The organism is Janthinobacterium sp. GW460-12-1-14-LB5 (genome assembly GCF_059423585.1).
This window is the reverse complement of sequence record NZ_JBWKYD010000009.1, coordinates 117630-136902: the sequence shown is the minus strand read 5'-3', so window position 1 is coordinate 136902 and position 19273 is coordinate 117630. Positions and strand designations below refer to the sequence as shown.

Sequence of the window (19273 nt, the reverse complement as noted above, 5' to 3'; positions counted from 1 at the left end):
TCGTCCCGCTGCGGCGTGTCCGGTTTGATCGCACGCAAACGACATGCGGGAAAGACGGGCTTTTTTAGCCGTCCGGCGCCGGCTGCGGCCGTGTCCGCCGCATGGCGGCTGGTATGATGCTGGCCGTATTGCCCCCGTTTTTAATAAAAGGATCGTTTGATGGCGGATATAAATATAGTTCAGCAACATAAGCTGACAGCGGTAAAGGCGCGCGAAGCGGCGCAGCAAGTGGCCGACAAGCTGGCCCAGGAATATGACCTGGCGTGCGCCTGGGATGGCGATGTGCTGCGTTTCGAGCGCAGCGGCGTCGATGGTTCGCTGACCCTGGAAAAAGAGCAGGCGCAACTGCAAATCAAGCTGGGTTTCATGCTCAGCGCGTTTGCTTCCACGATCGAAGGCAAGATCGCCGAGAAGATGCGCAAGGTGTTTACCGAGTCAGCTTGATGGCGTTTCACGCGCTTGTCTGGCGCCCCGTTTGGTGCTAGGAAGCGTGCCGCAGCAATGGGCGAAAAGACGATGAAAACACGTCTCTTTTCGCCTTTTTTACGTCTGACTGTACGTTAGCGAACATTGCTATCACATTTCTATTTGGAAAGCTATTGGACTTTTGTGTCTTTTTGCGTTATACTTGAGTCATATTTACAACAGCTACACCGCGTTTCACCTTCTGCTTCGCAGTACTCTCCGCTCGCTGAGTGGTGAATAATTCTTCGGGTTTTACACCCGCATCCAGTTAAAAGTAGCTTGGTCGATTTTTTTTCGGTCAAATACATTTGGTGCCATGTATTTGCATGGCGCTAGCGTTGTTAAAAGTCCTGAACCACAGCCTCTTTTAGCACGCACACGGCACCCCGGCACCGGCTTAGGCCATCCGCTGGTCACACGCGTGTCACCCCCTGTTTATTGTCGCTCCCGTGCGCATTTTGGCGCCGTGGCGTAGCCGACGCAACAGGGTTTGCTGATTCCCGCCGCAAGCTAGCAGGCTTGCTGGGTTTCAATCCATTCGTCAAATCGAGGGAGAACCACATCGTGGCAAAACAAATCATTATCGACCATGTGTTCAAAGTGTTCGGCGACAAGCCAGAAGAAGCACTTGAACTCGTCCGCCAGGGCGCCAGCAAGCAGGACATTCTGGCCAAGACAGACTGCACCATCGGCGTCTTCGACGCCACCTTTACCATTGAAGCGGGCGAGATCTTCGTCATCATGGGCCTGTCCGGTTCGGGCAAGTCGACCCTGGTGCGCATGCTGAACCGCCTGATCGAGCCCACCGCCGGCCGCATCCTGATCGACGGCAACGACATCAATACCTTGCCGGACGCCCAGCTGCGCGCCCTGCGCCGCAAGGACATCAGCATGGTGTTCCAGTCGTTCGCGCTGCTGCCGCAAATTACCGTGCTCGACAACACCGCCTTCGGCATGGAGCTGGCCGGCATGCCCAAGGCCGAGCGCCATGCGCTGGCCCAGCAAGCGCTGGAGCAGGTGGGCCTGGACGGCTACGGCGCCAGCTATCCCGACGAATTGTCGGGCGGCATGCAGCAGCGCGTGGGCCTGGCCCGTGCGCTGGCGTGCGATCCATCGATTTTGCTGATGGATGAGGCGTTTTCCGCGCTCGATCCGATTATCCGTACGGAAATGCAATCGGAACTGCTGCGCTTGCAGCAAATCAAGCGCCGCACCATCGTCTTCATTTCGCATGACCTCGACGAAGCCATGCGCATCGGCGACCGTGTTGCCATCATGAAAGATGGCCACGTGGTGCAGGTGGGCACGCCGGAAGAGATTTTGCGCAAACCGGCCAACGATTACGTGCGCAACTTCGTGCGCGGCGTCGATGCGGCGGCCGTCTTCAAGGCCAGCGATATCGCCCGCAAGAGCCAGATCGTCGTGTCCGAGTCGCCGAGCCGCGGTTCGCGCGCCGCGCTGTCGATGCTGGAAGAGCAGGATCGCGCGTTTGCCTACGTCGTCAATCCGCAGCGCAAGTTCCTCGGCGTCGTCTCGGCCGATTCGCTGCGCAGTGCGCTCGACGGCCATGTCGGTCCGCTGGGCCTGGCGCATGCCTATTTGCCCGACGTGCAGACCATCAATGCAGACGAGCCAGTCGCCGGCCTGTTCGGCCAGGTGGCGCAACTGCCTTACGCCGTCCCTGTGGTGGCCAATGACGGCAGCTTCCGCGGCGCCATCAGCAAGACAACCTTGCTGAAGTTCCTCGACCGCGATACGCCAGCCATTGCCGAACAACAACAGAAAGGACAAGCATGAACCCAAGCACCGTTTCCACAGTAGAACCTGTTGTTGAACAGGCCGCCCAGATCAATCCCTGGGCGCTGACGCCGCCGACCGACGCCAGCACCGCGTGGCTGGATGCCGCCGCGCCCGCCGTGCAGCCGGAACACGCGACCGGTTTTCACCTGACGCAGATTTTCGACGGCTCGCTGCCGCTGGAAAGCTGGATCAACCAGGGCCTGGGCTGGGTCGTCGCGCATTTCCGCCCCTTCTTCCAGGCCGTGCGCGCGCCGATCGACAGCGTGCTGTCCGGCGTGGAAGGCGTGCTGCTGGCGGCCCCGTCGCTGACGGTGATCGCCATCATCGGCTTGCTGGCGTGGCAATTTACCAGCCGCACCCTGGCCATCGGCACCGTGCTGGCGCTGCTGCTCGTGTCGATGCTGGGCATCTGGCCGGAAGCCATGACCACCCTGTCGCTGGTGCTGACGTCGCTGGCCTTCTGTCTGGCCATTGGCTTGCCGCTCGGTATTTTCCTTGCCAGCAGCGACCGCGCACAGAATATCCTGCGCCCCCTGCTGGACGCCATGCAGACGACGCCCGCCTTCGTCTACCTGGTGCCCGTGGTGATGTTGTTTGGTATCGGTAATGCGCCGGGCGTGATCGTGACGATCATCTTTGCCCTGCCGCCGCTGGTGCGCCTGACCAACCTCGGCATCCGCCAGGTGCGTCCCGACCTGATCGAAGCGGCCCGTGCCTACGGCGCCTCGCCGTGGCAGCTGCTGACCCGCGTGCAGTTTCCGCTGGCCATGCCGTCCATCATGGCCGGTATCAACCAGTCGCTGATGCTGTCGCTGTCGATGGTCGTGATCGCCTCGATGATCGCCGTTGGTGGCCTGGGCCAGATGGTATTGCGCGGCATCGGCCGCCTGGACATGGGCCTGGCAACCGTGGGTGGCCTCGGTATCGTGCTGCTGGCCATCACCCTCGACCGCTTGACGCAAGCGATGGGCCAGCCACGCCGTGGCGTGCGCCACTGGTACCAGACGGGCCCTGCCGGTTTCGTTCTGCGCCTGGTGCGCGGCAACACGGACAAAAATAATGTTGAACAGCAAGCAACGCTGGCCAACGCACAATAAAGGAACCACATGCATCAAATCGACAATTTTAAAGTGACGCAAAAATCGCAACGCAAGTTCCAGCTGTTTTCCGCCCTGGCGATCGCCGCCATGGCCCTGACCACCAGCCTGGCCATGGCGCAGACGCCGGCCGCCGATGCGCTGCCCGGCAAGGGCGTCAAGGTCCAGCCGCTGCAAAGCTCGATCGCGGAAGAAACCTTCCAGACCATGCTGGTCGACAAGGCCCTGGAAAAGCTCGGCTACGATGTGCAGCCGATCAAGGAAGTGGAATATCCGACCGCGCATATCGCCATCGCCAACGGCGACGCCACCTTCATGGCCGTGCACTGGGACCCGATGCACAAGGATTTCTATAACAATGCGGGCGGCGACGCCAAGCTGCTGCGCACGGGCCAGTATGCGGGGCCGGCCGCGCAAGGTTATCTGATCGATAAGGCGACGGCCGAGAAGTACAACATCACGAATATCGACCAGTTGCGCGACCCCACCCTGGCCAAGCTGTTCGACCACGATGGCGACGGCAAGGCCGACTTGACGGGTTGCAACCCCGGCTGGGGCTGCGAAGCGCTGATCGAGAACCACATGGATGCGTACAAACTGCGCGAAACGGTAACGCACGTGCAGGGCAGCTATGCGGCCCTGATCGCCGATACGCTGGGCCGCTACAAGCGTGGCGAACCGATTTTGTACTACACGTGGACGCCGTACTGGGTCAGCGGCGTGCTGGTGCCGGGCAAGGACGTGGTCTGGCTGAAAGTGCCATTCTCGGCCAATCCGGACAAGGTGAATACCCGCCTCGACGATGGCAGCGATTACGGTTTTGCCGTCAACACGGCTCGTATTGTTTCTAACAAGGAATGGGCGGAGAAAAATCCGGCCGCGGCCAAGTTGTTCGAGGTGATGCAATTGCCCGTGGCGGACATCAATGCGCAGAACGAGCGCATGCGCCGCGGCGAAAACACGCAGGCCGATATCGCCCGCCATACGGCCGGCTGGATCAAGTATCACCAGCAAAAGTTTGACGGCTGGATCGCGCAGGCGCTGGCGGCGGCAAAACAGTAAATTACGGCTGATACCGGCGTAAATACAGGCGTAAAAAAAGTGGCTACCGGTTTGGTAGCCACTTTTGCGTTAACGGCCTGTTTTGGTGGTTTTTGGTGAGTTTTCAGCCGTTTTCGGCCTGTTTCTCTGCAAAACGGGCGCTTGTCGCGCTTTAGTCCTTCAAGTCTTCGATCAGGTCGATGTATTGCTGTTGCGCATCTTCCTTCGAGGTGCCGGCCAGGGCCGCCCAGGCATCGAACTTGGCGCGGTTGACGAAGTCGGTCATGCCGGGGCGTTCGCCCGTGGCGTCGCCGCTCGACGCTTGCTTGAACAAGGCGTAAATTTTCAGCAAGGTCATATTGTCCGGACGCTCGGACAGGGTCTTGGAATCGAGCTGCGCTTGGTCGAATTGCTCTTGTAAACTCATGATGGCTCCTGTGTACAGATGGAATCGCTGGAAAAGTGCGGCAGGCGCGGCGGAGTGGCCACCGTGCGTGCTGCAGTGCCTGACATCATAGTGAAAAAAGCGCGCCGTGCATTAGAGGACACATTCAAAACAAAAACGCCGCCGCTGCGTGAGCAGGGGCGGCGCCTGGTACAGTCGCTTGAGCGCTGCGGAGTCGGTGCTTATACGCCCAGCAGTTCGACGTCGAAAATCAGGGTGGCGTTCGGTGGAATCACGCCGCCGGCGCCGCGGGCGCCATAGCCCAGTGCCGCCGGGATGATCAGCTGGCGCTTGCCGCCCACTTTCATGCCTTGCACGCCTTCGTCCCAGCCTTGAATGACGCGGCCGGCGCCCAGCGGGAATTCGAATGGGTCGTTGCGGTCCTTGCTCGAATCAAATTTCGAACCGGCGCTGCCGTCGTCGTTCTGCAGCCAGCCCGTGTAGTGCACGACAACATTGTTGCCGGCTTGCGCTTCAGGGCCTTCGCCGACGACGGTATCGATGTATTGCAGGCCGGAAGCGGTAGTGGTGGTGGTCATGATAATCCTTGTGTAGGCGATGAAAGCTTCAGATTGTAGAGCAATGAGTTGCAAAGCGCCATTCCAGGCCCGGAGCGAAGAAAAACCGGAAATGAAGGCGATGTGTGGCCGCCCGGTGCATTTAAGGGGGATTTCACACAATAAATACGGTGTTCCACGTAAAATGCATGTTTTGTATTTAACAGTGATTTCTTCCATGTTCCGCAGTCTACGCCGCCTTGTTTTTTCCTCGCTGTGCCTGGTTTCCGCAATATCGACGGCGCAAGCCGAAGTGGTGGTGGTGCTCAATTCCCGTGATGCTACGGTGCAACTGCTGGACCAGAAAACCTACGCCCCCCTGTCCACCTTTGCCGTCGGCAAGGAACCGCACCATCTGATGGAGACGCCGGACGGCAAGTCGCTGATCGTCGCCAGCTCCGTCGGCAATGAGCTGATCTTCCTCGACCCCGTGTCGGGCCAGATCCAGCGCCGCATCAGCAATATCCTCGACCCGTACCAGATCGGCTTTTCGCCGGACCAGAAATGGTTCATCTCGAACTCGCTGCGCCTGGACCGCATCGACCTGTACCGCTACGATGGCAAGAACCTGACCCTGGCCAAGCGCATCGCGCTGCCGAAATTGCCCAGCCACATGGCCTTCACGGCCGACAGCACCATGGCGTTCATTACGCAGCAGGGCAGCAACCAGGTCAGCGCCATCGACCTGGCCACGCAGACGGTGAAATGGACCATGCCCGTCGGTCCGGCGCCGGCCGGCATCACGATGACGCCCGACGGTAAATATTTGCTGGTCGGCATCATGGGCAGCGATTACGTGGAAGTGATCGACTGGCGCACGCAAAAGACCGTCAAGCGCATCAAGGCGGGCGCCGGCACGCACAATTTCCGCGCGCTCGGCGACAACCGCATGACGTTCGTCTCGAACCGCGTGTCGAACACCATCAACATCATCGACCAGAAAACCCTGGAAAACGTGGGCACCATCAATGTGCCCGGTGGCCCGGACTGCATGGAAATCACGCCCGATGGCAAGACCATGTGGGTAACGTTGCGCTGGATCAAGAAAGTGGCCGTGATCGACCTGACCACGCGCAAGGTGATCAAGACGATACCGGTGGGCCGCTCGCCCCATGGCGTGTATTTCGCCACCCACTCGCCGCGCATGTGATGACGGGTGTGATGATGCAACCTTTCACTTTCGCGTGCCGCGTGCCTGCCATGCTGCTGTGCGCCAGCGTCATGCTGTCGCCCGCGCATGCCGCCGCAGCGGCGCCAGCAGCACCGGCCCCAGCCGCATCTTCGGCCCCGGCCGCCTGCAAGGGCACGCTCTACATGACCTTCGACACGGGCAGCCAGTCGCAAGCGCAACTGATCGCCGACGTGCTGAACAAGCGCCATATCAAAGCGACGTTCTTCCTGGCCAACGAAAAGACCACGCGCGGCGACTATTCGCTCGATGCCTCGTGGGCACCGTACTGGAAAGCGCGCGTGGCCGAAGGCCATGCGTTCGGCACGCATACGTTTGACCACGTGTACTGGAAGAAGGATCTGGCCAACGGCTTGATCCAGGTCAAGCCCCAGTTCGGCAAGGATGGCGGCAAGCTGGCGTCTTTCACGGATCAGCAATTTTGCGAGGAATTGCGCCGCGTCGATACGCGCTTCCAGGAACTGACGGGCCGCAAGCTCGACCCGTTCTGGCGCGCGCCGGGCGGCTACACGTCGCCGCGCACCCTGGCCGCCGGCAGCGCCTGCGGCTACCAGCATGCGGGCTGGGCGCCAGCGGGGTATTCGGGCGATGAACTGCCCAGCGACAAGTATCCAAACGCCATGCTGCTGAAAAAGGCGCTGGCGAACTTGCGCAGCGGCGACATCTTCATTGCACACATGGGTATCTGGTCGCGCAAGGAGCCGTGGGCGCCGGCCAACCTGGACGCCTTGATTTCCGGCTTGCAAGACAAGGGCTTCTGCTTTGCCACCCTGCGCGAGCATCCCGGCTACGCGCCGAAGAAGGGCCAGCCATGACCGCCGCCGACATCGTCAGCGTCGTCACGCCCGCCATCGACGCCGTGGTCGACGCGTTTGGCGTGGCGCAAGGCTGGCTGTTCCAGACCGTGGTGAATCCTCTCGTCTACCACCTGGGCTTTGGCGAATTCACGGAAGAAGCGTTTGAGGGCACGGAATGGCTGCTGATCGGCCTGTGCGAACTGGTGCTGCTGTTTCTCGTGCTGCGCCCGCTCGAAGCCTGGATACCCGCGCAAAAGATCACCGACCCGCGCGCCCGCTGGAACGATTTTATTTACACGGTGCTGCACCGCATCGGCCTGTTTTCCGTGCTGGTCTTCTTCACGCTCGATCCGCTGATGGATGCATTGGCGGGTGCTTTGCGTTTCGACAATATCCATCCATTGAATCTGGAGTCGCTGTTGCCCGGCATCAGTCCCTTAGTCAGTTTTATCATTTATTTTGTGATACTGGACTTCGTCGACTATTGCTATCACCGTGCCTCGCACCATTTCGGCTGGTGGTGGGGCTTGCACAGCCTGCATCACAGCCAGCAAAACATGAATTTGTGGAGCGATGACCGCAACCACCTGCTCGACGACTTCCTGCGCGACGTGGTGATGGCGCTGGTGGCGCTCGGTATCGGCGTGCCGCCAGGGCAATATGTGCTGCTGGTGTCGATTTCGCGTATTTTGCAAAGCTTGCAGCATGCGAATGTGAGGATACACTTCGGCCGCATCGGCGAGCGGCTGCTGATCTCGCCCCGTTTCCACCGCACGCACCATGCGATCGGCGTGGGGCACGAGTCGAAAGGCAAAGGCAGCCTGGGCGGTTGCAACTTCGGCGTGGTGCTGCCGATTTGGGATATGCTGCTGGGCACCGCGAATTTCTCGGCGGGCTATGCGCGCACGGGCGTGCGCGACCAGCTGGCCCGCATCGACAGCAATGGCGTGGGCTGGCCCGGGCGCAACTATGGCCGCGGCTTCTGGCAGCAGCAATGGCTGGGCCTGCGCCGCATGGTGGAATTTGCAAGATTGAAACGAAAAGGACGCCGTTGATGCGTAATGTGCTGAATTCGTATGGCCGTGCTTTCCTGTCGCAATTGCACGGCAGGATATTGCTGTTGAGCATCGCACCGTTCATCCTGTCGCTGGTCCTGTGGGGCGCCTTGCTGTACGTGGGCTTGCAGCCGCTGATCGACAGCCTGCATGCGCTGTTCACGCAGTATGATTTCTTCCGCACCAGCGGCCAGGTGCTGTCCGCCTTCGGCCTTGGCGTGCTGAAAGCCGTGATCGTGCCGCTGATCGCCATGTTCATGCTGCTGCCGCTGATGATATTGACGGCGCTGATCTTCATGGGCCTGTTCGCCATGCCGGCCATTGGCCGCCATATCGGCGGGCGGCACTTTCCGCAGCTGGAAAAGAAGCATGGCGGCAGCCTGCTGGGCAGCGTCGGCACCTCGCTGGCCACATTTCTGCTGTTCATCGTCGTATGGGTGCTCATGCTGCCCCTGTACGCGTTTCCGCCGGCCGCGCTGGCGGGGCAAGCCGTGCTGTGGGGCTGGCTGACGTACCGCGTGATGGCGTATGACGCCATGGCCGATTACGCCAGCGTGGAAGAGCGCCACGCCATCATGCGCACGCAGCGCTGGCCGCTGCTGGCCATCGGCATGGTGTCCGGCGCGGCCGGCGCCGTGCCCGGCATGCTGTGGATGGGCGGCGTGATGTCGGTGGTGTTCTTCCCCTTCCTGGCGGCGTTCGCCATCTGGCTGTATGTGCTGATCTTTATCTTTACGGGTCTGTGGTTCCAGTATTACTGCCTGGAAGCACTGGCGCGTTTGCGGGGCGTACGCGGCATGACCGACGTGGCGCCGGCGGACGCCTGACCATTTTTATTGCATTCTACGAGGGAGCTTCATGGCTATCGGATTGATCATCATCGGCGACGAAATCCTGTCGGGCAAGCGCACGGACCAGCATTTCCCGAAAGTCGTGAGCATGCTCAAGGCACGCGGCTTGCAGCTGAGCTGGGCGGAATACGTGGGCGACGAGCCGGCCCGCCTGGTCGCCTTGCTCAAGCGCAGCTTTGCCAGCGGCGACATCGTCTTCAGCTTTGGCGGCATCGGCGCCACGCCGGACGACCATACGCGCCAGGCGGCCGCCGATGCGCTGGGCTTGCCGCTGGTGCTGCATCCGCAGGGCAAGCTCAATATCCAGCAACGCATCACGGAAATGGGCGAAGAGGCGGGCGTGCCGGCCGATTTGCACTCGCCGGAAAACCTGCACCGCCTGAAAATGGCGGAATTTGTCGAAGGCGCCGAGCTGATTCCGAATCCGTACAACAAGATTGCCGGCTTTGCCGTACGCGAGCATTATTTCGTGCCGGGCTTTCCCGTCATGTCCTGGCCCATGATCGAATGGGTGCTGGACACGCATTACAGCCATTTGTTCAACCAGGTGCCGCATGCGGAACATGCCTTGCTCGTGTATGAAACGGCCGAATCCCTGCTCACGCCGCTGATGGTGCGGCTGGAAGCGGAGTTTCCGTTGATCAAGGTTTTCAGCTTGCCCAGCGTGGGCGACGCGCAGACGCGCCGGCATATTGAATTGGGCGTCAAGGGCGAGCCCGCGCAGGCGGCGGCCGCCTTTGCCGAGATGCGCGCCGCGCTCGATACCTTGCAGGCGGAATACACCACCATCTGACATGCCGCCAGCCCGGCGCCGGCGGCTTTTTCGCTGGCGTCCAGCCCGCCTTGCATCTATGTACGCAAGCGTACATTCCCAGACGTTGTTTTTTTGCGAAAATCTTCAATGAAGCAAGATTTTTGTGCGCGCTCGTCAGTCGTTTTCATGCCGATGTGGTGGAATGGTGAACAGGGGCTTCGCGTGTCGAACGCGGGGTCGCCTGCCTGTGCAGTAGCGTGTTTTTTCGATTCACCGGTATGGACATCATGTTAAGCAAGCTTTGTTGTGACCGGCCCTGGCTGGCCCTCGTCTTATCCCGCGCGGAGCGGTATCGCTACCGCCTTTTCCGCGCCGTCCAAACCCAACTTTATCCCAGCATCCCATGAAAGACACAGGCGTCAATCTGGCCGCGCAAGAGCGGCCCCCCTCTGATCCAGCTGCCGAGGCGCCGCCGCCGGCGAGCCCGCCGAAGAAGCGCCGTTCGCGCATCTGGCCCATCTTTGCCATCATCGTGCTGGCGCTGATCGCCGGCGTGGCGTGGTTCGTCATGCGCGAAGTGCGCACGTCGGCCCTGCAGGCCGAGTTTTTCACGCGCCTGGACCGTCAGCTGACGTTCAAGGTCGAGCCTGGCCCTGCGCCGGCGGGCGCCATCCGCTATCCGCAGCACGGCCCGTATGACGAGCGGCTCGGCTATGCCAGCTTGCCCGACTTCATCACCAAACTGAATGCCCGCGACTACGCCGTCACGGCGCAGGCGCGCATGTCGCCGAAAATGGTGCAACTGGTTGACCGGGGCATCTTTGCCACGTATCACGAGAAAAACCGCGCGGGCCTGACCATTCTCGATTGCCGCGCCGCGCCGCTGTTCGCGGCCAGCTATCCCGAGCGCATGTTCGACGGCTTTGCCGAAGCGCCGCCCGCGCTCGTGCAAAGCCTGCTGTTCATCGAAAACCGCGAATTGCTCGACCCGGGCACGCCCGAGCGCAATCCCGCCGTGGAATGGGACCGCCTGAGCAAGGCCGTTCTCGACAAGGCGCTGAACCTGTTCGGCGGCCACCGCGGTGGCGGCGGCAGCACGCTGGCCACGCAGATCGAAAAATACCGCCATTCGGAAGACGGGCGCACCAGTTCCATGCAGGACAAGCTGATGCAGATGATTTCGGCCAGCCTGCGCTCGTACCAGGATGGCGAAAACACCATGGAAGCGCGGCGCAAGATCGTCGTCAATTACTTGAATACCGTGCCGCTGTCGGCAAAGAGCGGTTTTGGCGAAGTCAACGGCATCGGCGACGGCATGTGGGTCTGGTATGGCCGTCCGTTTGCCGAAGTGAAGACTTTGCTCAAGGGTAATATGGATCAGCCGGGCAGTGCGCTGGCCTACAAGCAGGCGCTGAGCCTCTTGATCGCGCAGCGCCGTCCCTCGCACTACCTGGTGGCCGGCGGCGCCGACCTGGAAGAATTGACCAACAGCCATCTGCGCCTGCTGGCGCAGGCGGGCGTGATTTCGCCGCAGCTGCGCAATGCGGCCATTGCCGAAAAGCTGCGTCCATCGACGGCATCGGGCGTGCAATCGGAAGCGTCGACCTCGTTCGTCACGCGCAAGGCCTCGAATGCCGTGCGCAACCACCTGGCCAGCATGCTCGGCGATCCGCGCTTGTACAACCTCGACCGCCTCGACCTGAAAGTGGTCAGCACGCTCGATGCGCAGGCGCAAAACGCCGTCACCAAGGTTTTGCGCGAGCTGCGCGACCCGGAAGTGGCGAAAGCGGCCGGCCTGACGGGCAAGGGCATGCTGGGCAATGGCGACCCGGCCAATGTGGTCTACAGTTTTACTTTGCTGCAAAAGGGCGAGCAAGCCAACTTGCTGCGCGTGCAGACGGATAACTTTGACCAGCCGCTCGACATCAACGAAGGCGCCAAGCTGGATCTCGGTTCCACGGCCAAGCTGCGCACCCTGGTCACGTACCTGGACATCATCGACCAGTTGCACCAGCGCTACAGCGGCATGGGCGCCGCCGAGCTGGGCAAGATTGCCGTCGATCCCAAGGACATGCTGTCGCAGTGGGCGATTGCCTATCTGAAACCGTTGCCTATCGGCGAGGCGCGCAACTTGCCGGCCATGCTGGCGGCCGCCATGGAACGCAAATATTCGGGCAATCCGGGCGAAGGCTTCTTCACGGGCGGCGGCTTGCACCATTTCGGCAACTTCTCCAAGCTCGACGACAGCCGCATCATGACGGTGCAGCAAGCGCTGCGCCAGTCGACCAACCTGGTGTTCGTGCGCCTGATGCGCGACGTGGCCCGCTACTACATGTTCTCGCGCCCCGATTCCTCGGCCTCGCTGCTGGCGGATGCGGACGATCCGCGCCGGGCCCAGTACCTGAGCCGTTTTGCCGACAAGGAAGGGCGCGAATTCCTGCACCGTTTCTATCAGAAGTACCGCGGCAAGAGCGTTGACGAGCAGGAAAAGATTTTATTGGCCAGCATCCGCCCGACACCAGTTCGCTTGGCGAACATTTTCCGCACCGTCAATCCGAAAGGAACCGTCGCGGAATTCGGCGATTTCCTCAACGCCAACTTGCCGTCGCAAAATGAAGTGCCGCCCGAGCGCGTGGCCAGAATGTACGAGCAGTACGCGATGGAAAACTGGTCGCTGGCCGACCGGGGATACCTTGCCAATGTGCATCCGCTGGAACTGTGGATGGTGGCGTATCTGCGCCAGCACGAAGGTTCCACCCTGTCGCAGATGGTGGCGGCCAGCGAGAAGGAACGCCAGGAAGTGTATAAATGGCTGTTCAACACGCACCGCAAGCATGCGCAAGACCGCCGTATCGCCAATTTGCTGGAAGTGGAAGGATTCCTGGAAATCCACCGCCAGTGGAAAAAGATGGGCTACCCCTTCGATTCGCTGGTGCCGTCGTATGCGACCACCCTGGGTGCGTCGGCCGACCGTCCCGCCGCGCTGGCCGAGTTGATGGGCATCATCATCAACGATGGCGTGCGCAAGCCGAGCGTGCGCATCGATTCCATGCATTTCGCCGCCAATACGCCGTATGACACCATGGTCAAGCGGGGCAGCAAGGTGGAGGCGGAGCAAGTGTTGTCGCCGGACGTGGCGAAAGCCGTGGCCAAGGCCATCCGCGAAGTGGTGTCGGACGGTACTGCCAAGCGGGCGAAGACGGCGTTCGTCGGCGCCGATGGCGTGCCGATTCCCATGGGCGGCAAGACGGGTACGGGCGACCAGCGCTTCGACGTGTATGGCGCCGGTGGCCGTTTGATCGAGTCGCGCTATGTGAACCGTTCTGCCACGTTCGTCTTCAATATCGGCGAGCGCTTCTATGGCAGCATGACGGCGTATGTGCGGGGGCCGGAATCGAAGAACTACGATTTCACCAGCGCCTTGCCCGTGCAACTGCTGGTGTCGCTGGCGCCGAGTCTGATGCCGCTGATCGAGCCGCCCGCGCCGGCCGAGGGCGTGGCGAAGCAGTGTGCGAATTAAATCGTTGCTGCAATGAAAAGCCGGCCTGAATGGGCCGGTTTTTTTTATGGAGGAGAAAGAAGCTATGGAAAGAATGCAGCACATCTTTGCGCAATATCACCGCTTCGACGATGGCGTGCTCGTATCATTCGATCAAGCATATGGGCCGCGCGGCGTGCAAGCCGTGCGCATCGTGTTGTACGCAAGAAATCATGCGCTGGACGGCAATGTCTGGCGCAACGTCGCCATCACGGTGGGTGACGTACGCGAAGTGCTGGTCAGGACGCCGGGCAACTTCATCAACCGCATCTGCTGCGGCGTGAAGTTGCTGCGTTTCGGCGATGTCTGGTGCGTCGATGTCGACGGCACGTATGCGCACGATGATCCGGCGTCCCTGGACGAGGTGCGCCGCGATGGCGATTGCTACGTCATCGGCGGCACGGTCGAGGCTATCGAACTCGATTAGCCGGCAAACACGGCCGTTTTATCTGCCAGGCGCGCGTGGTAGGCGGCGATGGCGGGATAATCGGGACGTTGCATGGGCGCCATCAGCCAGCGCTTGACGGACAGGCCCAGCACGATATCGGCCAGCGTGAATTGCTCGCCGCACACATACGCGCCCGTGCGCTGCAACTGCTGCTCCAGCACGCCCATCATCTTGTTCCATCCGGCAATACCAGCCGCCAGCTGCGCCGCATCCTGGTGCGCGGGGCTGTGGCGCACCAGCGACATGAAGGCGTAGCGCCAGCTGTTGTTTAAATCGCCCATTTGCCAGTCCATCCATTTTTCCACTTCCGCGCGGGCGCGGGGATTGCTCGGCAGCAAGTCGTCGCGGCCCGCCTGCGCGCACAGGTAGCGGCATATCGTATTCGATTCCCACAGCACCAGGTCGCCGTCAACCAGCACGGGCACCATGGCGTTCGGGTTCAGGGCCAGGAAGGTGGCGTCGTCGGTGCTGCGAAAGCCGCTGCCCCAGTCTTCGCGTTCGTAGGGCAGGTCGAGTTCCTCGCACGTCCACAGGACTTTGCGGACATTGATCGAGGCGGCTTTTCCAAGAATTTTCAGCATGCGGGGCTCCAGAGGGCAGGTGATCGATCTGCTACTGTAGCCGATTTGGCTACGCCGCGCCTGTGAAAGTGCCTTGCATAGTTGAGGTTTTCTTGGCATCGTAGCCACCCATGAAACCTATGCGCCACCACATGTCCAAAATCCTCGCGTTCAGCCGCTTTTCCGTGCGCGACTTCCTCGCCACCGCCGGTCCCACCTTGCTGCTGGTCGGCGCGTTCTGTGCGCTCGCCTACTGGCTGGTTGACCCGGCGCCGCCGCGCCAGGTGAGTTTGTCGACGGGGCAGGACAATAGCGCCTACGAAGAGTTCGGCAAGAAATACGCGGCCACCCTGGCCAAACACGGCATCAAGGTGACCTTGCAACCGTCGCTGGGCTCGCAGGAAAACCTGCAGCGCCTGAATAACGGCAAGACCGATATCGCCTTCGTGCAAAGCGGCTCGACGGAGCACGCCGATGCCGAGCGCCATGGCCTCATTTCCCTGGGCAGTTTGTTTACGGAACCCGTCTGGCTGTTCTTGCGCGAAGACAAGGCGGTGACGGAGTTGACGCAATTGAAGGGCATGAAGATCAACCTGGGGCCGGAAGGCACGGGCGTGCCCAGCCTGTTCCGGCAGTTGCTGTCCGTGAATGGCGTGGAAGCGAAGGAGCTGACGGTGAGCGACCTGCAGAACACGCCCGCCACGGTGGAGTTGCTGGAAGGGCGCATCGACGGCCTCGTGTTCAGCTCGGCACCGGAAGCGCCGCTGATCCAGATGCTGCTGCAGACGCCGGGCATCAAGCTGTTTGATTTTTCGCAGGCGGAAGCGTACACGCGGCGTTTGCCTTTCCTCACGCATGTCGTTTTACCGCGCGGCATAGTCGACCTGGGGCAGAATATTCCGGCGCAGGATTATCATCTGATCGCGCCGACGGCCACCCTGGTCGCGCGCGAAGACTTGCATCCGGCCCTCGTCGACCTGTTCGTGCAGGCGGCGGCCGGCATCCATGGCGGCACGGGCTGGTTCCAGCAGCAGGGGCAGTTCCCGTCCGCGCGCTACACGGAAATTCCCGTCGCGCCCGAAGCGCTGAAATTCTACAAGGATGGCGCGCCCGTGCTGCAGCGCTACATGAGTTTCTGGCTGGCCAATTTTTTTGATCGCATGTGGGTGCTGGTGGTGGCGCTCGGTGCCTTGATATTACCCCTGTCGCGCGTGGTGCCGCCCCTGTACGTGTGGCGCATCCGCTCGCGCGTGTACCGCTGGTATGGCCAGCTGCGCACGGTCGAGCAGGCGCTGGAAGACGTGCCGCCAGAGCAGCGCGCGCACGTGTATGCGGAGCAATTACAACGGCTGGACCAGATCGAGGAGATGGTCAACCAGATCTCGATACCGCTGTCGTTTGCGGATGGCCTGTATGGCTTGCGCAGCCACATCAATTTCGTGCGCAAGCGCATCTTGACCCTGATGGGCGAACAGCCCGAGGTAGTTTAGACGAGGGTGACCGACAGCTTGCGTCCGAGCAGCGTGGCGGCCCGCTCCAGGGTCGACAGGGTCACGTCGCTGCCGGGGTCGAGCAGGCGGTCGAGCTGCGAGCGGCTCGTCTGCAGCAAGGCCGCCATGCGCGTCTTCGACAGCGATTGTTCCTGCATTGCCTGTGTCAGTTGCCAGGCGATCACTTCCTTGATGGCGCGGGTTTGCGTTTGCTCGAAGATGCCTTCTTCCTTGAGGAAGTCATCGAGGCTGCTGCCGAGGTGGGGAGCGGTGGCGTTCATGTCAGTTCCTTGTAGCGTTTGCGGGCCAGCGCCAGGTCATCGTCCGGCGTCGTCCGGGTTTTCTTGATAAAGCCGTGCAGCGCCACCAGGCAATCGCCGTGATGGCAGATCAGCACGCGCGCGATGCGGTTGCCGGGCAAGCTGCTGCGCACCTCCGACAAGCCGTGCCCCAGATGGCGGCACAGGGGCATGCCCACGGGCCAGCGCCATTGCGCATGCATCAAGTCTTGCCCGATCACATGGCGTTCCTCGATGGGGAACGACTTGAGCCAGTCGCGCACGGGTTCGCCGCCATTGCCGTTCGCGTAGAACAGCAGGGTAATCTGCCGCAAGCCGGAAGCATCCATGACGCACCTCTACGGTGTACTATATAAGGTACATTTTTTCAAGGAGAATTTGCGCCGCAGTTGAAAAATCGGGCGCGCATGGATGGTTGTAGCCGATGGCGGGCCATCGCGTGGCCCGCCAGATCAAACACGGTTCAGATAATTAAGCGGCCAGCATCAAGCGGCCAGCGTCAGGCGCCCAGCCAAGGCAAGCCTGCCTTGCACCAGCCGCCGATCTGCTTGCGGTGGCCGTCGGCGTCCTTGTCGCCTTCAAAACCTTCGAGGATGTCGAAACAGTTGCTGTAGCCGTGCTCGGTCGCCAGCTTGGCGGCATGGCGCGAGCGCACGCCGGAGCGGCACAGGAACAGCAGTACCTCGTCCTTGCCGGCCTGGGCGGCCAGTTGCGCAAGGAAATCGGGATTCGGCACGCCGCCCGGGTAGGTGGCCCACTGCACCGCACCATGCTGGGTATCGGCGATGTCGACCCGGCCGACCCAGTCGCGCTCGGCATTCGTGCGCACGTCGATGAGCTTGACGGCGGCATCGCGTTGCAGCAGCTCGTATGCTTCCTGCGGCGTGACGGCGCCGGCGTACGGCGTACCTTCATTGGCCCGGCTGCGGGCGGTGGTCAGGATGTCGGCGGCGGTGGTCATGGCGTCCTCGATGAAAGTGGGCAGGTATGGTCGATTATAGTGCGCCATCCGCGCCCCGCAAACGGGAATGCCATGGTGCACGCTCAATGCACCACAACGAGGCATTTTTCAGAAAACCGCACAAAATGCACGATAATGGTGCGTTATTCGTTTTTTGCACTTGCATAGTGCATTCTTGATTTGACGCAAACTCAGCAGGAAAATCGCGGGCGGGAAAACTTTCATTGGGATAGCCGGGTTTTGCCTCTGGCGGCCAGGTCTCTTCTGGAGCTGGCATGGAATCTGCTATGATCCTTATGAGTTTTGGTGGCACGCAATGTTTGCTTCGCTTCATCAGCCCAGACGCACTAAGGTCGGCTCACCCCACATTCATTTAGGAGATACGCATGGCAATGACAGCCGCAGAAGTCTTGAAGATGGTAGAAGAAAACGAAGTCAAATTCGTTGATTTCCGCTTTGCTGATACCCGTGGTAAAGAGCAGCACGTGACGGTTCCCGTGTCGCACTTCGACATGGACAAATTCGAGTCGGGCCACGCCTTTGACGGTTCTTCGATCGCTGGCTGGAAAGGTATCGAAGCGTCCGACATGATCTTGCTGCCGGATCCAAACACGGCCAATATCGACCCGTTCATGGAAGAAACGACCTTGTTCATGCAGTGCGACGTGATCGAACCGTCGGACGGCAAGGGCTACGACCGCGACCCGCGCTCGATCGCGAAACGCGCCGAAGCCTACCTGAAATCGTCGGGCATGGGCGACACCGCCTACTTCGGCCCTGAGCCGGAATTCTTCATCTTCGACAGCGTGCGCTGGAAGATCGACATGTCGGGCTGCTTCGTCAAGATCGGTTCGGACGAAGGTTCGTGGTCGACCGGCAAGGACATCGAAGGCGGCAACAGCGGCCACCGTCCTACCGTCAAGGGCGGCTACTTCCCCGTGCCGCCAGTGGACAGCTTCCAGGACATGCGTTCGGAAATGTGCCTGATTCTGGAATCGCTGGGCATCCCGGTTGAGGTACATCATCACGAAGTGGCCGGCGCCGGTCAGAATGAAATCGGCACCAAGTTCTCGACCCTGGTCGAGCGCGCCGACTGGACGCAAAACCTGAAATACGTGGTGTGGAACGTGGCGCACAGCTATGGCAAGACCGCCACCTTCATGCCGAAACCTATCGTTGGCGACAACGGTTCGGGCATGCACGTGCATCAATCCGTATGGAAAGATGGCAAAAACCTGTTCGCTGGCGACGGCTATGCCGGCCTGTCCGATTTCGCCCTGTACTACATCGGCGGCATCATCAAGCACGCCAAGGCACTGAACGCGATCACCAACCCGGGCACCAACTCGTACAAGCGTCTGGTACCAGGCTACGAAGCTCCAGTGAAACTGGCGTACTCGGCGAAAAACCGTTCCGCCTCGATCCGTATCCCGCACGTGGCCAATCCAAAAGGCCGCCGCGTCGAAGCGCGCTTCCCGGATCCACTGGCGAACCCGTACCTGTGCTTCGCCGCACTGCTGATGGCCGGCCTGGACGGCGTTGCCAACAAGATCCATCCGGGCGAAGCCGCCTCGAAAGATCTGTACCATCTGCCGCCGGAAGAAGATGCACTGATCCCTACCGTGTGCGCTTCGCTGGAAGAAGCACTGGAAGCCCTGGACAAGGACCGCGAGTTCCTGACCCGCGGCGGCGTGTTCAGCGATTCGATGATCGATGCTTACCTGGAACTGAAAATGCAGGACGTGCAGCGCATGCGCATGACCACGCATCCTGCCGAGTTCGACATGTACTACTCGCTGTAATGGCGCCATGCCGGCAACTTGCCGGTAGTGAATAAAAAACGCGGGTGAGGCGATGGTCTTGCCCGCGTTTTTTTATGCTGTGCGCCAAGGCGGCGCCGGTGCGGTGTTGTATAGTCGGCCCAGG

General features: G+C 61.0%; 19 protein-coding genes. 13 read left to right on the top strand and 6 right to left on the bottom strand.

Going from position 1 to position 19273, the window contains the following annotated elements:
* Positions 1 to 159 precede the first annotated feature (159 nt).
* The 4 genes from AC07X6_RS11495 (at position 160) to proX (ending at position 4424) form a co-directional block, all read left to right on the top strand.
* Positions 160 to 444: a polyhydroxyalkanoic acid system family protein gene (locus tag AC07X6_RS11495; protein ID WP_230538752.1), complete on the top strand. Its 285-nt coding sequence runs from the start codon at positions 160 to 162 to the stop codon at positions 442 to 444.
* Between the two features lie 585 nt (positions 445 to 1029).
* Positions 1030 to 2262 carry a glycine betaine/L-proline ABC transporter ATP-binding protein ProV gene (gene proV / locus AC07X6_RS11490; RefSeq protein WP_086145175.1) on the top strand — a complete coding sequence of 411 codons (1233 nt, stop codon included), beginning with the start codon at positions 1030 to 1032 and terminating at the stop codon, positions 2260 to 2262.
* Positions 2259 to 3362, top strand: a complete 1104-nt coding sequence (proW, locus tag AC07X6_RS11485; RefSeq protein ID WP_494791035.1) for a glycine betaine/L-proline ABC transporter permease ProW — start codon at positions 2259 to 2261, stop codon at positions 3360 to 3362. The genes proV and proW overlap by 4 nt, the downstream gene beginning before the upstream one ends.
* 9 nt (positions 3363 to 3371) lie before the next feature.
* The gene (gene proX, locus AC07X6_RS11480) at positions 3372 to 4424 is read left to right on the top strand and encodes a glycine betaine/L-proline ABC transporter substrate-binding protein ProX (RefSeq protein WP_494791034.1); all 1053 of its coding nucleotides are present in this window, start codon (positions 3372 to 3374) and stop codon (positions 4422 to 4424) included.
* Between the two features lie 151 nt (positions 4425 to 4575).
* Here the strand turns inward: proX and AC07X6_RS11475 are convergent, their stop codons facing one another.
* Together AC07X6_RS11475 and AC07X6_RS11470 are read right to left on the bottom strand one after the other, a co-directional pair.
* Complete coding sequence (locus AC07X6_RS11475) at positions 4576 to 4830, bottom strand: acyl-CoA-binding protein (RefSeq protein WP_070219266.1); 255 nt, start codon at positions 4828 to 4830, stop codon at positions 4576 to 4578.
* Positions 4831 to 5030: 200 nt separating this feature from the next.
* Positions 5031 to 5387 (bottom strand): FKBP-type peptidyl-prolyl cis-trans isomerase, encoded by a 357-nt coding sequence (locus tag AC07X6_RS11470; protein ID WP_494791033.1) that lies wholly within the window; start codon positions 5385 to 5387, stop codon positions 5031 to 5033.
* Between the two features lie 196 nt (positions 5388 to 5583).
* Here AC07X6_RS11470 and AC07X6_RS11465 point away from each other — a divergent pair, with 196 nt between their 5' ends.
* The 7 genes from AC07X6_RS11465 (at position 5584) to AC07X6_RS11435 (ending at position 14016) form a co-directional block, all read left to right on the top strand.
* Positions 5584 to 6555 carry a YVTN family beta-propeller repeat protein gene (locus tag AC07X6_RS11465; RefSeq protein ID WP_230538749.1) on the top strand — a complete coding sequence of 324 codons (972 nt, stop codon included), beginning with the start codon at positions 5584 to 5586 and terminating at the stop codon, positions 6553 to 6555.
* 71 nt (positions 6556 to 6626) lie between these two features.
* Positions 6627 to 7409: a polysaccharide deacetylase family protein gene (locus AC07X6_RS11460; RefSeq protein ID WP_494791091.1), complete on the top strand. Its 783-nt coding sequence runs from the start codon at positions 6627 to 6629 to the stop codon at positions 7407 to 7409.
* Positions 7406 to 8446 (top strand): sterol desaturase family protein, encoded by a 1041-nt coding sequence (locus AC07X6_RS11455; protein WP_494791032.1) that lies wholly within the window; start codon positions 7406 to 7408, stop codon positions 8444 to 8446. Before AC07X6_RS11460 ends, AC07X6_RS11455 begins: the two co-directional genes overlap by 4 nt.
* Positions 8446 to 9273 carry an EI24 domain-containing protein gene (locus AC07X6_RS11450; RefSeq protein ID WP_474294973.1) on the top strand — a complete coding sequence of 276 codons (828 nt, stop codon included), beginning with the start codon at positions 8446 to 8448 and terminating at the stop codon, positions 9271 to 9273. Before AC07X6_RS11455 ends, AC07X6_RS11450 begins: the two co-directional genes overlap by 1 nt.
* A 31-nt stretch (positions 9274 to 9304) precedes the next feature.
* Entirely contained in the window at positions 9305 to 10090 is a 786-nt protein-coding gene (locus AC07X6_RS11445; RefSeq protein ID WP_230538745.1) for a competence/damage-inducible protein A, read from the top strand.
* A 364-nt stretch (positions 10091 to 10454) separates the two neighbouring features.
* Complete coding sequence (locus AC07X6_RS11440; RefSeq protein ID WP_494791031.1) at positions 10455 to 13571, top strand: transglycosylase domain-containing protein; 3117 nt, start codon at positions 10455 to 10457, stop codon at positions 13569 to 13571.
* Positions 13572 to 13644: 73 nt separating this feature from the next.
* Positions 13645 to 14016: a hypothetical protein gene (locus tag AC07X6_RS11435; protein WP_494791030.1), complete on the top strand. Its 372-nt coding sequence runs from the start codon at positions 13645 to 13647 to the stop codon at positions 14014 to 14016.
* Here the strand turns inward: AC07X6_RS11435 and AC07X6_RS11430 are convergent.
* Positions 14013 to 14618 (bottom strand): glutathione S-transferase family protein, encoded by a 606-nt coding sequence (locus tag AC07X6_RS11430; RefSeq protein ID WP_494791029.1) that lies wholly within the window; start codon positions 14616 to 14618, stop codon positions 14013 to 14015. The two genes, AC07X6_RS11435 and AC07X6_RS11430, sit on opposite strands and share 4 nt — an antisense overlap.
* 131 nt (positions 14619 to 14749) lie before the next feature.
* Here AC07X6_RS11430 and AC07X6_RS11425 point away from each other — a divergent pair, with 131 nt between their 5' ends.
* On the top strand, positions 14750 to 16087 hold the full coding sequence (locus AC07X6_RS11425; protein WP_230538741.1) for a TAXI family TRAP transporter solute-binding subunit: 1338 nt from the start codon (positions 14750 to 14752) through the stop codon (positions 16085 to 16087).
* Here the strand turns inward: AC07X6_RS11425 and AC07X6_RS11420 are convergent.
* The 3 genes from AC07X6_RS11420 to AC07X6_RS11410 all read right to left on the bottom strand — a co-directional run bounded on the left by AC07X6_RS11420 (position 16084) and on the right by AC07X6_RS11410 (position 17347).
* Entirely contained in the window at positions 16084 to 16368 is a 285-nt protein-coding gene (locus AC07X6_RS11420) for a helix-turn-helix domain-containing protein (RefSeq protein WP_230538740.1), read from the bottom strand. The genes AC07X6_RS11425 and AC07X6_RS11420 overlap by 4 nt on opposite strands.
* Complete coding sequence (locus tag AC07X6_RS11415; protein WP_494791028.1) at positions 16365 to 16715, bottom strand: type II toxin-antitoxin system RelE/ParE family toxin; 351 nt, start codon at positions 16713 to 16715, stop codon at positions 16365 to 16367. The genes AC07X6_RS11420 and AC07X6_RS11415 overlap by 4 nt, the downstream gene beginning before the upstream one ends.
* Positions 16716 to 16885: 170 nt before the next feature.
* A complete protein-coding gene (locus AC07X6_RS11410; protein WP_494791027.1) occupies positions 16886 to 17347 on the bottom strand; it encodes a rhodanese-like domain-containing protein in 462 nt (153 codons plus the stop codon).
* 386 nt (positions 17348 to 17733) lie between these two features.
* Here AC07X6_RS11410 and glnA point away from each other — a divergent pair, with 386 nt between their 5' ends.
* On the top strand, positions 17734 to 19149 hold the full coding sequence (glnA, locus tag AC07X6_RS11405; RefSeq protein ID WP_070219258.1) for a type I glutamate--ammonia ligase: 1416 nt from the start codon (positions 17734 to 17736) through the stop codon (positions 19147 to 19149).
* Positions 19150 to 19273: the final 124 nt, after the last annotated feature.

Bases quoted from the DNA above. Each gene is read 5' to 3' on its own strand.
- AC07X6_RS11495 (WP_230538752.1), top strand. From the start codon at position 160: ATGGCGGATATAAATATAGTTCAGCAACATAAGCTGACAGCGGTAAAG.
- proW (WP_494791035.1), top strand. From the start codon at position 2,259: ATGAACCCAAGCACCGTTTCCACAGTAGAACCTGTTGTTGAACAGGCC.
- proX (WP_494791034.1), top strand. From the start codon at position 3,372: ATGCATCAAATCGACAATTTTAAAGTGACGCAAAAATCGCAACGCAAG.
- AC07X6_RS11475 (WP_070219266.1), bottom strand. From the start codon at position 4,830: ATGAGTTTACAAGAGCAATTCGACCAAGCGCAGCTCGATTCCAAGACC.
- AC07X6_RS11470 (WP_494791033.1), bottom strand. From the start codon at position 5,387: ATGACCACCACCACTACCGCTTCCGGCCTGCAATACATCGATACCGTC.
- AC07X6_RS11465 (WP_230538749.1), top strand. From the start codon at position 5,584: ATGTTCCGCAGTCTACGCCGCCTTGTTTTTTCCTCGCTGTGCCTGGTT.
- AC07X6_RS11460 (WP_494791091.1), top strand. From the start codon at position 6,627: ATGCTGTCGCCCGCGCATGCCGCCGCAGCGGCGCCAGCAGCACCGGCC.
- AC07X6_RS11455 (WP_494791032.1), top strand. From the start codon at position 7,406: ATGACCGCCGCCGACATCGTCAGCGTCGTCACGCCCGCCATCGACGCC.
- AC07X6_RS11450 (WP_474294973.1), top strand. From the start codon at position 8,446: ATGCGTAATGTGCTGAATTCGTATGGCCGTGCTTTCCTGTCGCAATTG.
- AC07X6_RS11445 (WP_230538745.1), top strand. From the start codon at position 9,305: ATGGCTATCGGATTGATCATCATCGGCGACGAAATCCTGTCGGGCAAG.
- AC07X6_RS11440 (WP_494791031.1), top strand. From the start codon at position 10,455: ATGAAAGACACAGGCGTCAATCTGGCCGCGCAAGAGCGGCCCCCCTCT.
- AC07X6_RS11435 (WP_494791030.1), top strand. From the start codon at position 13,645: ATGCAGCACATCTTTGCGCAATATCACCGCTTCGACGATGGCGTGCTC.
- AC07X6_RS11430 (WP_494791029.1), bottom strand. From the start codon at position 14,618: ATGCTGAAAATTCTTGGAAAAGCCGCCTCGATCAATGTCCGCAAAGTC.
- AC07X6_RS11425 (WP_230538741.1), top strand. From the start codon at position 14,750: ATGTCCAAAATCCTCGCGTTCAGCCGCTTTTCCGTGCGCGACTTCCTC.
- AC07X6_RS11420 (WP_230538740.1), bottom strand. From the start codon at position 16,368: ATGAACGCCACCGCTCCCCACCTCGGCAGCAGCCTCGATGACTTCCTC.
- AC07X6_RS11415 (WP_494791028.1), bottom strand. From the start codon at position 16,715: ATGGATGCTTCCGGCTTGCGGCAGATTACCCTGCTGTTCTACGCGAAC.
- AC07X6_RS11410 (WP_494791027.1), bottom strand. From the start codon at position 17,347: ATGACCACCGCCGCCGACATCCTGACCACCGCCCGCAGCCGGGCCAAT.
- glnA (WP_070219258.1), top strand. From the start codon at position 17,734: ATGGCAATGACAGCCGCAGAAGTCTTGAAGATGGTAGAAGAAAACGAA.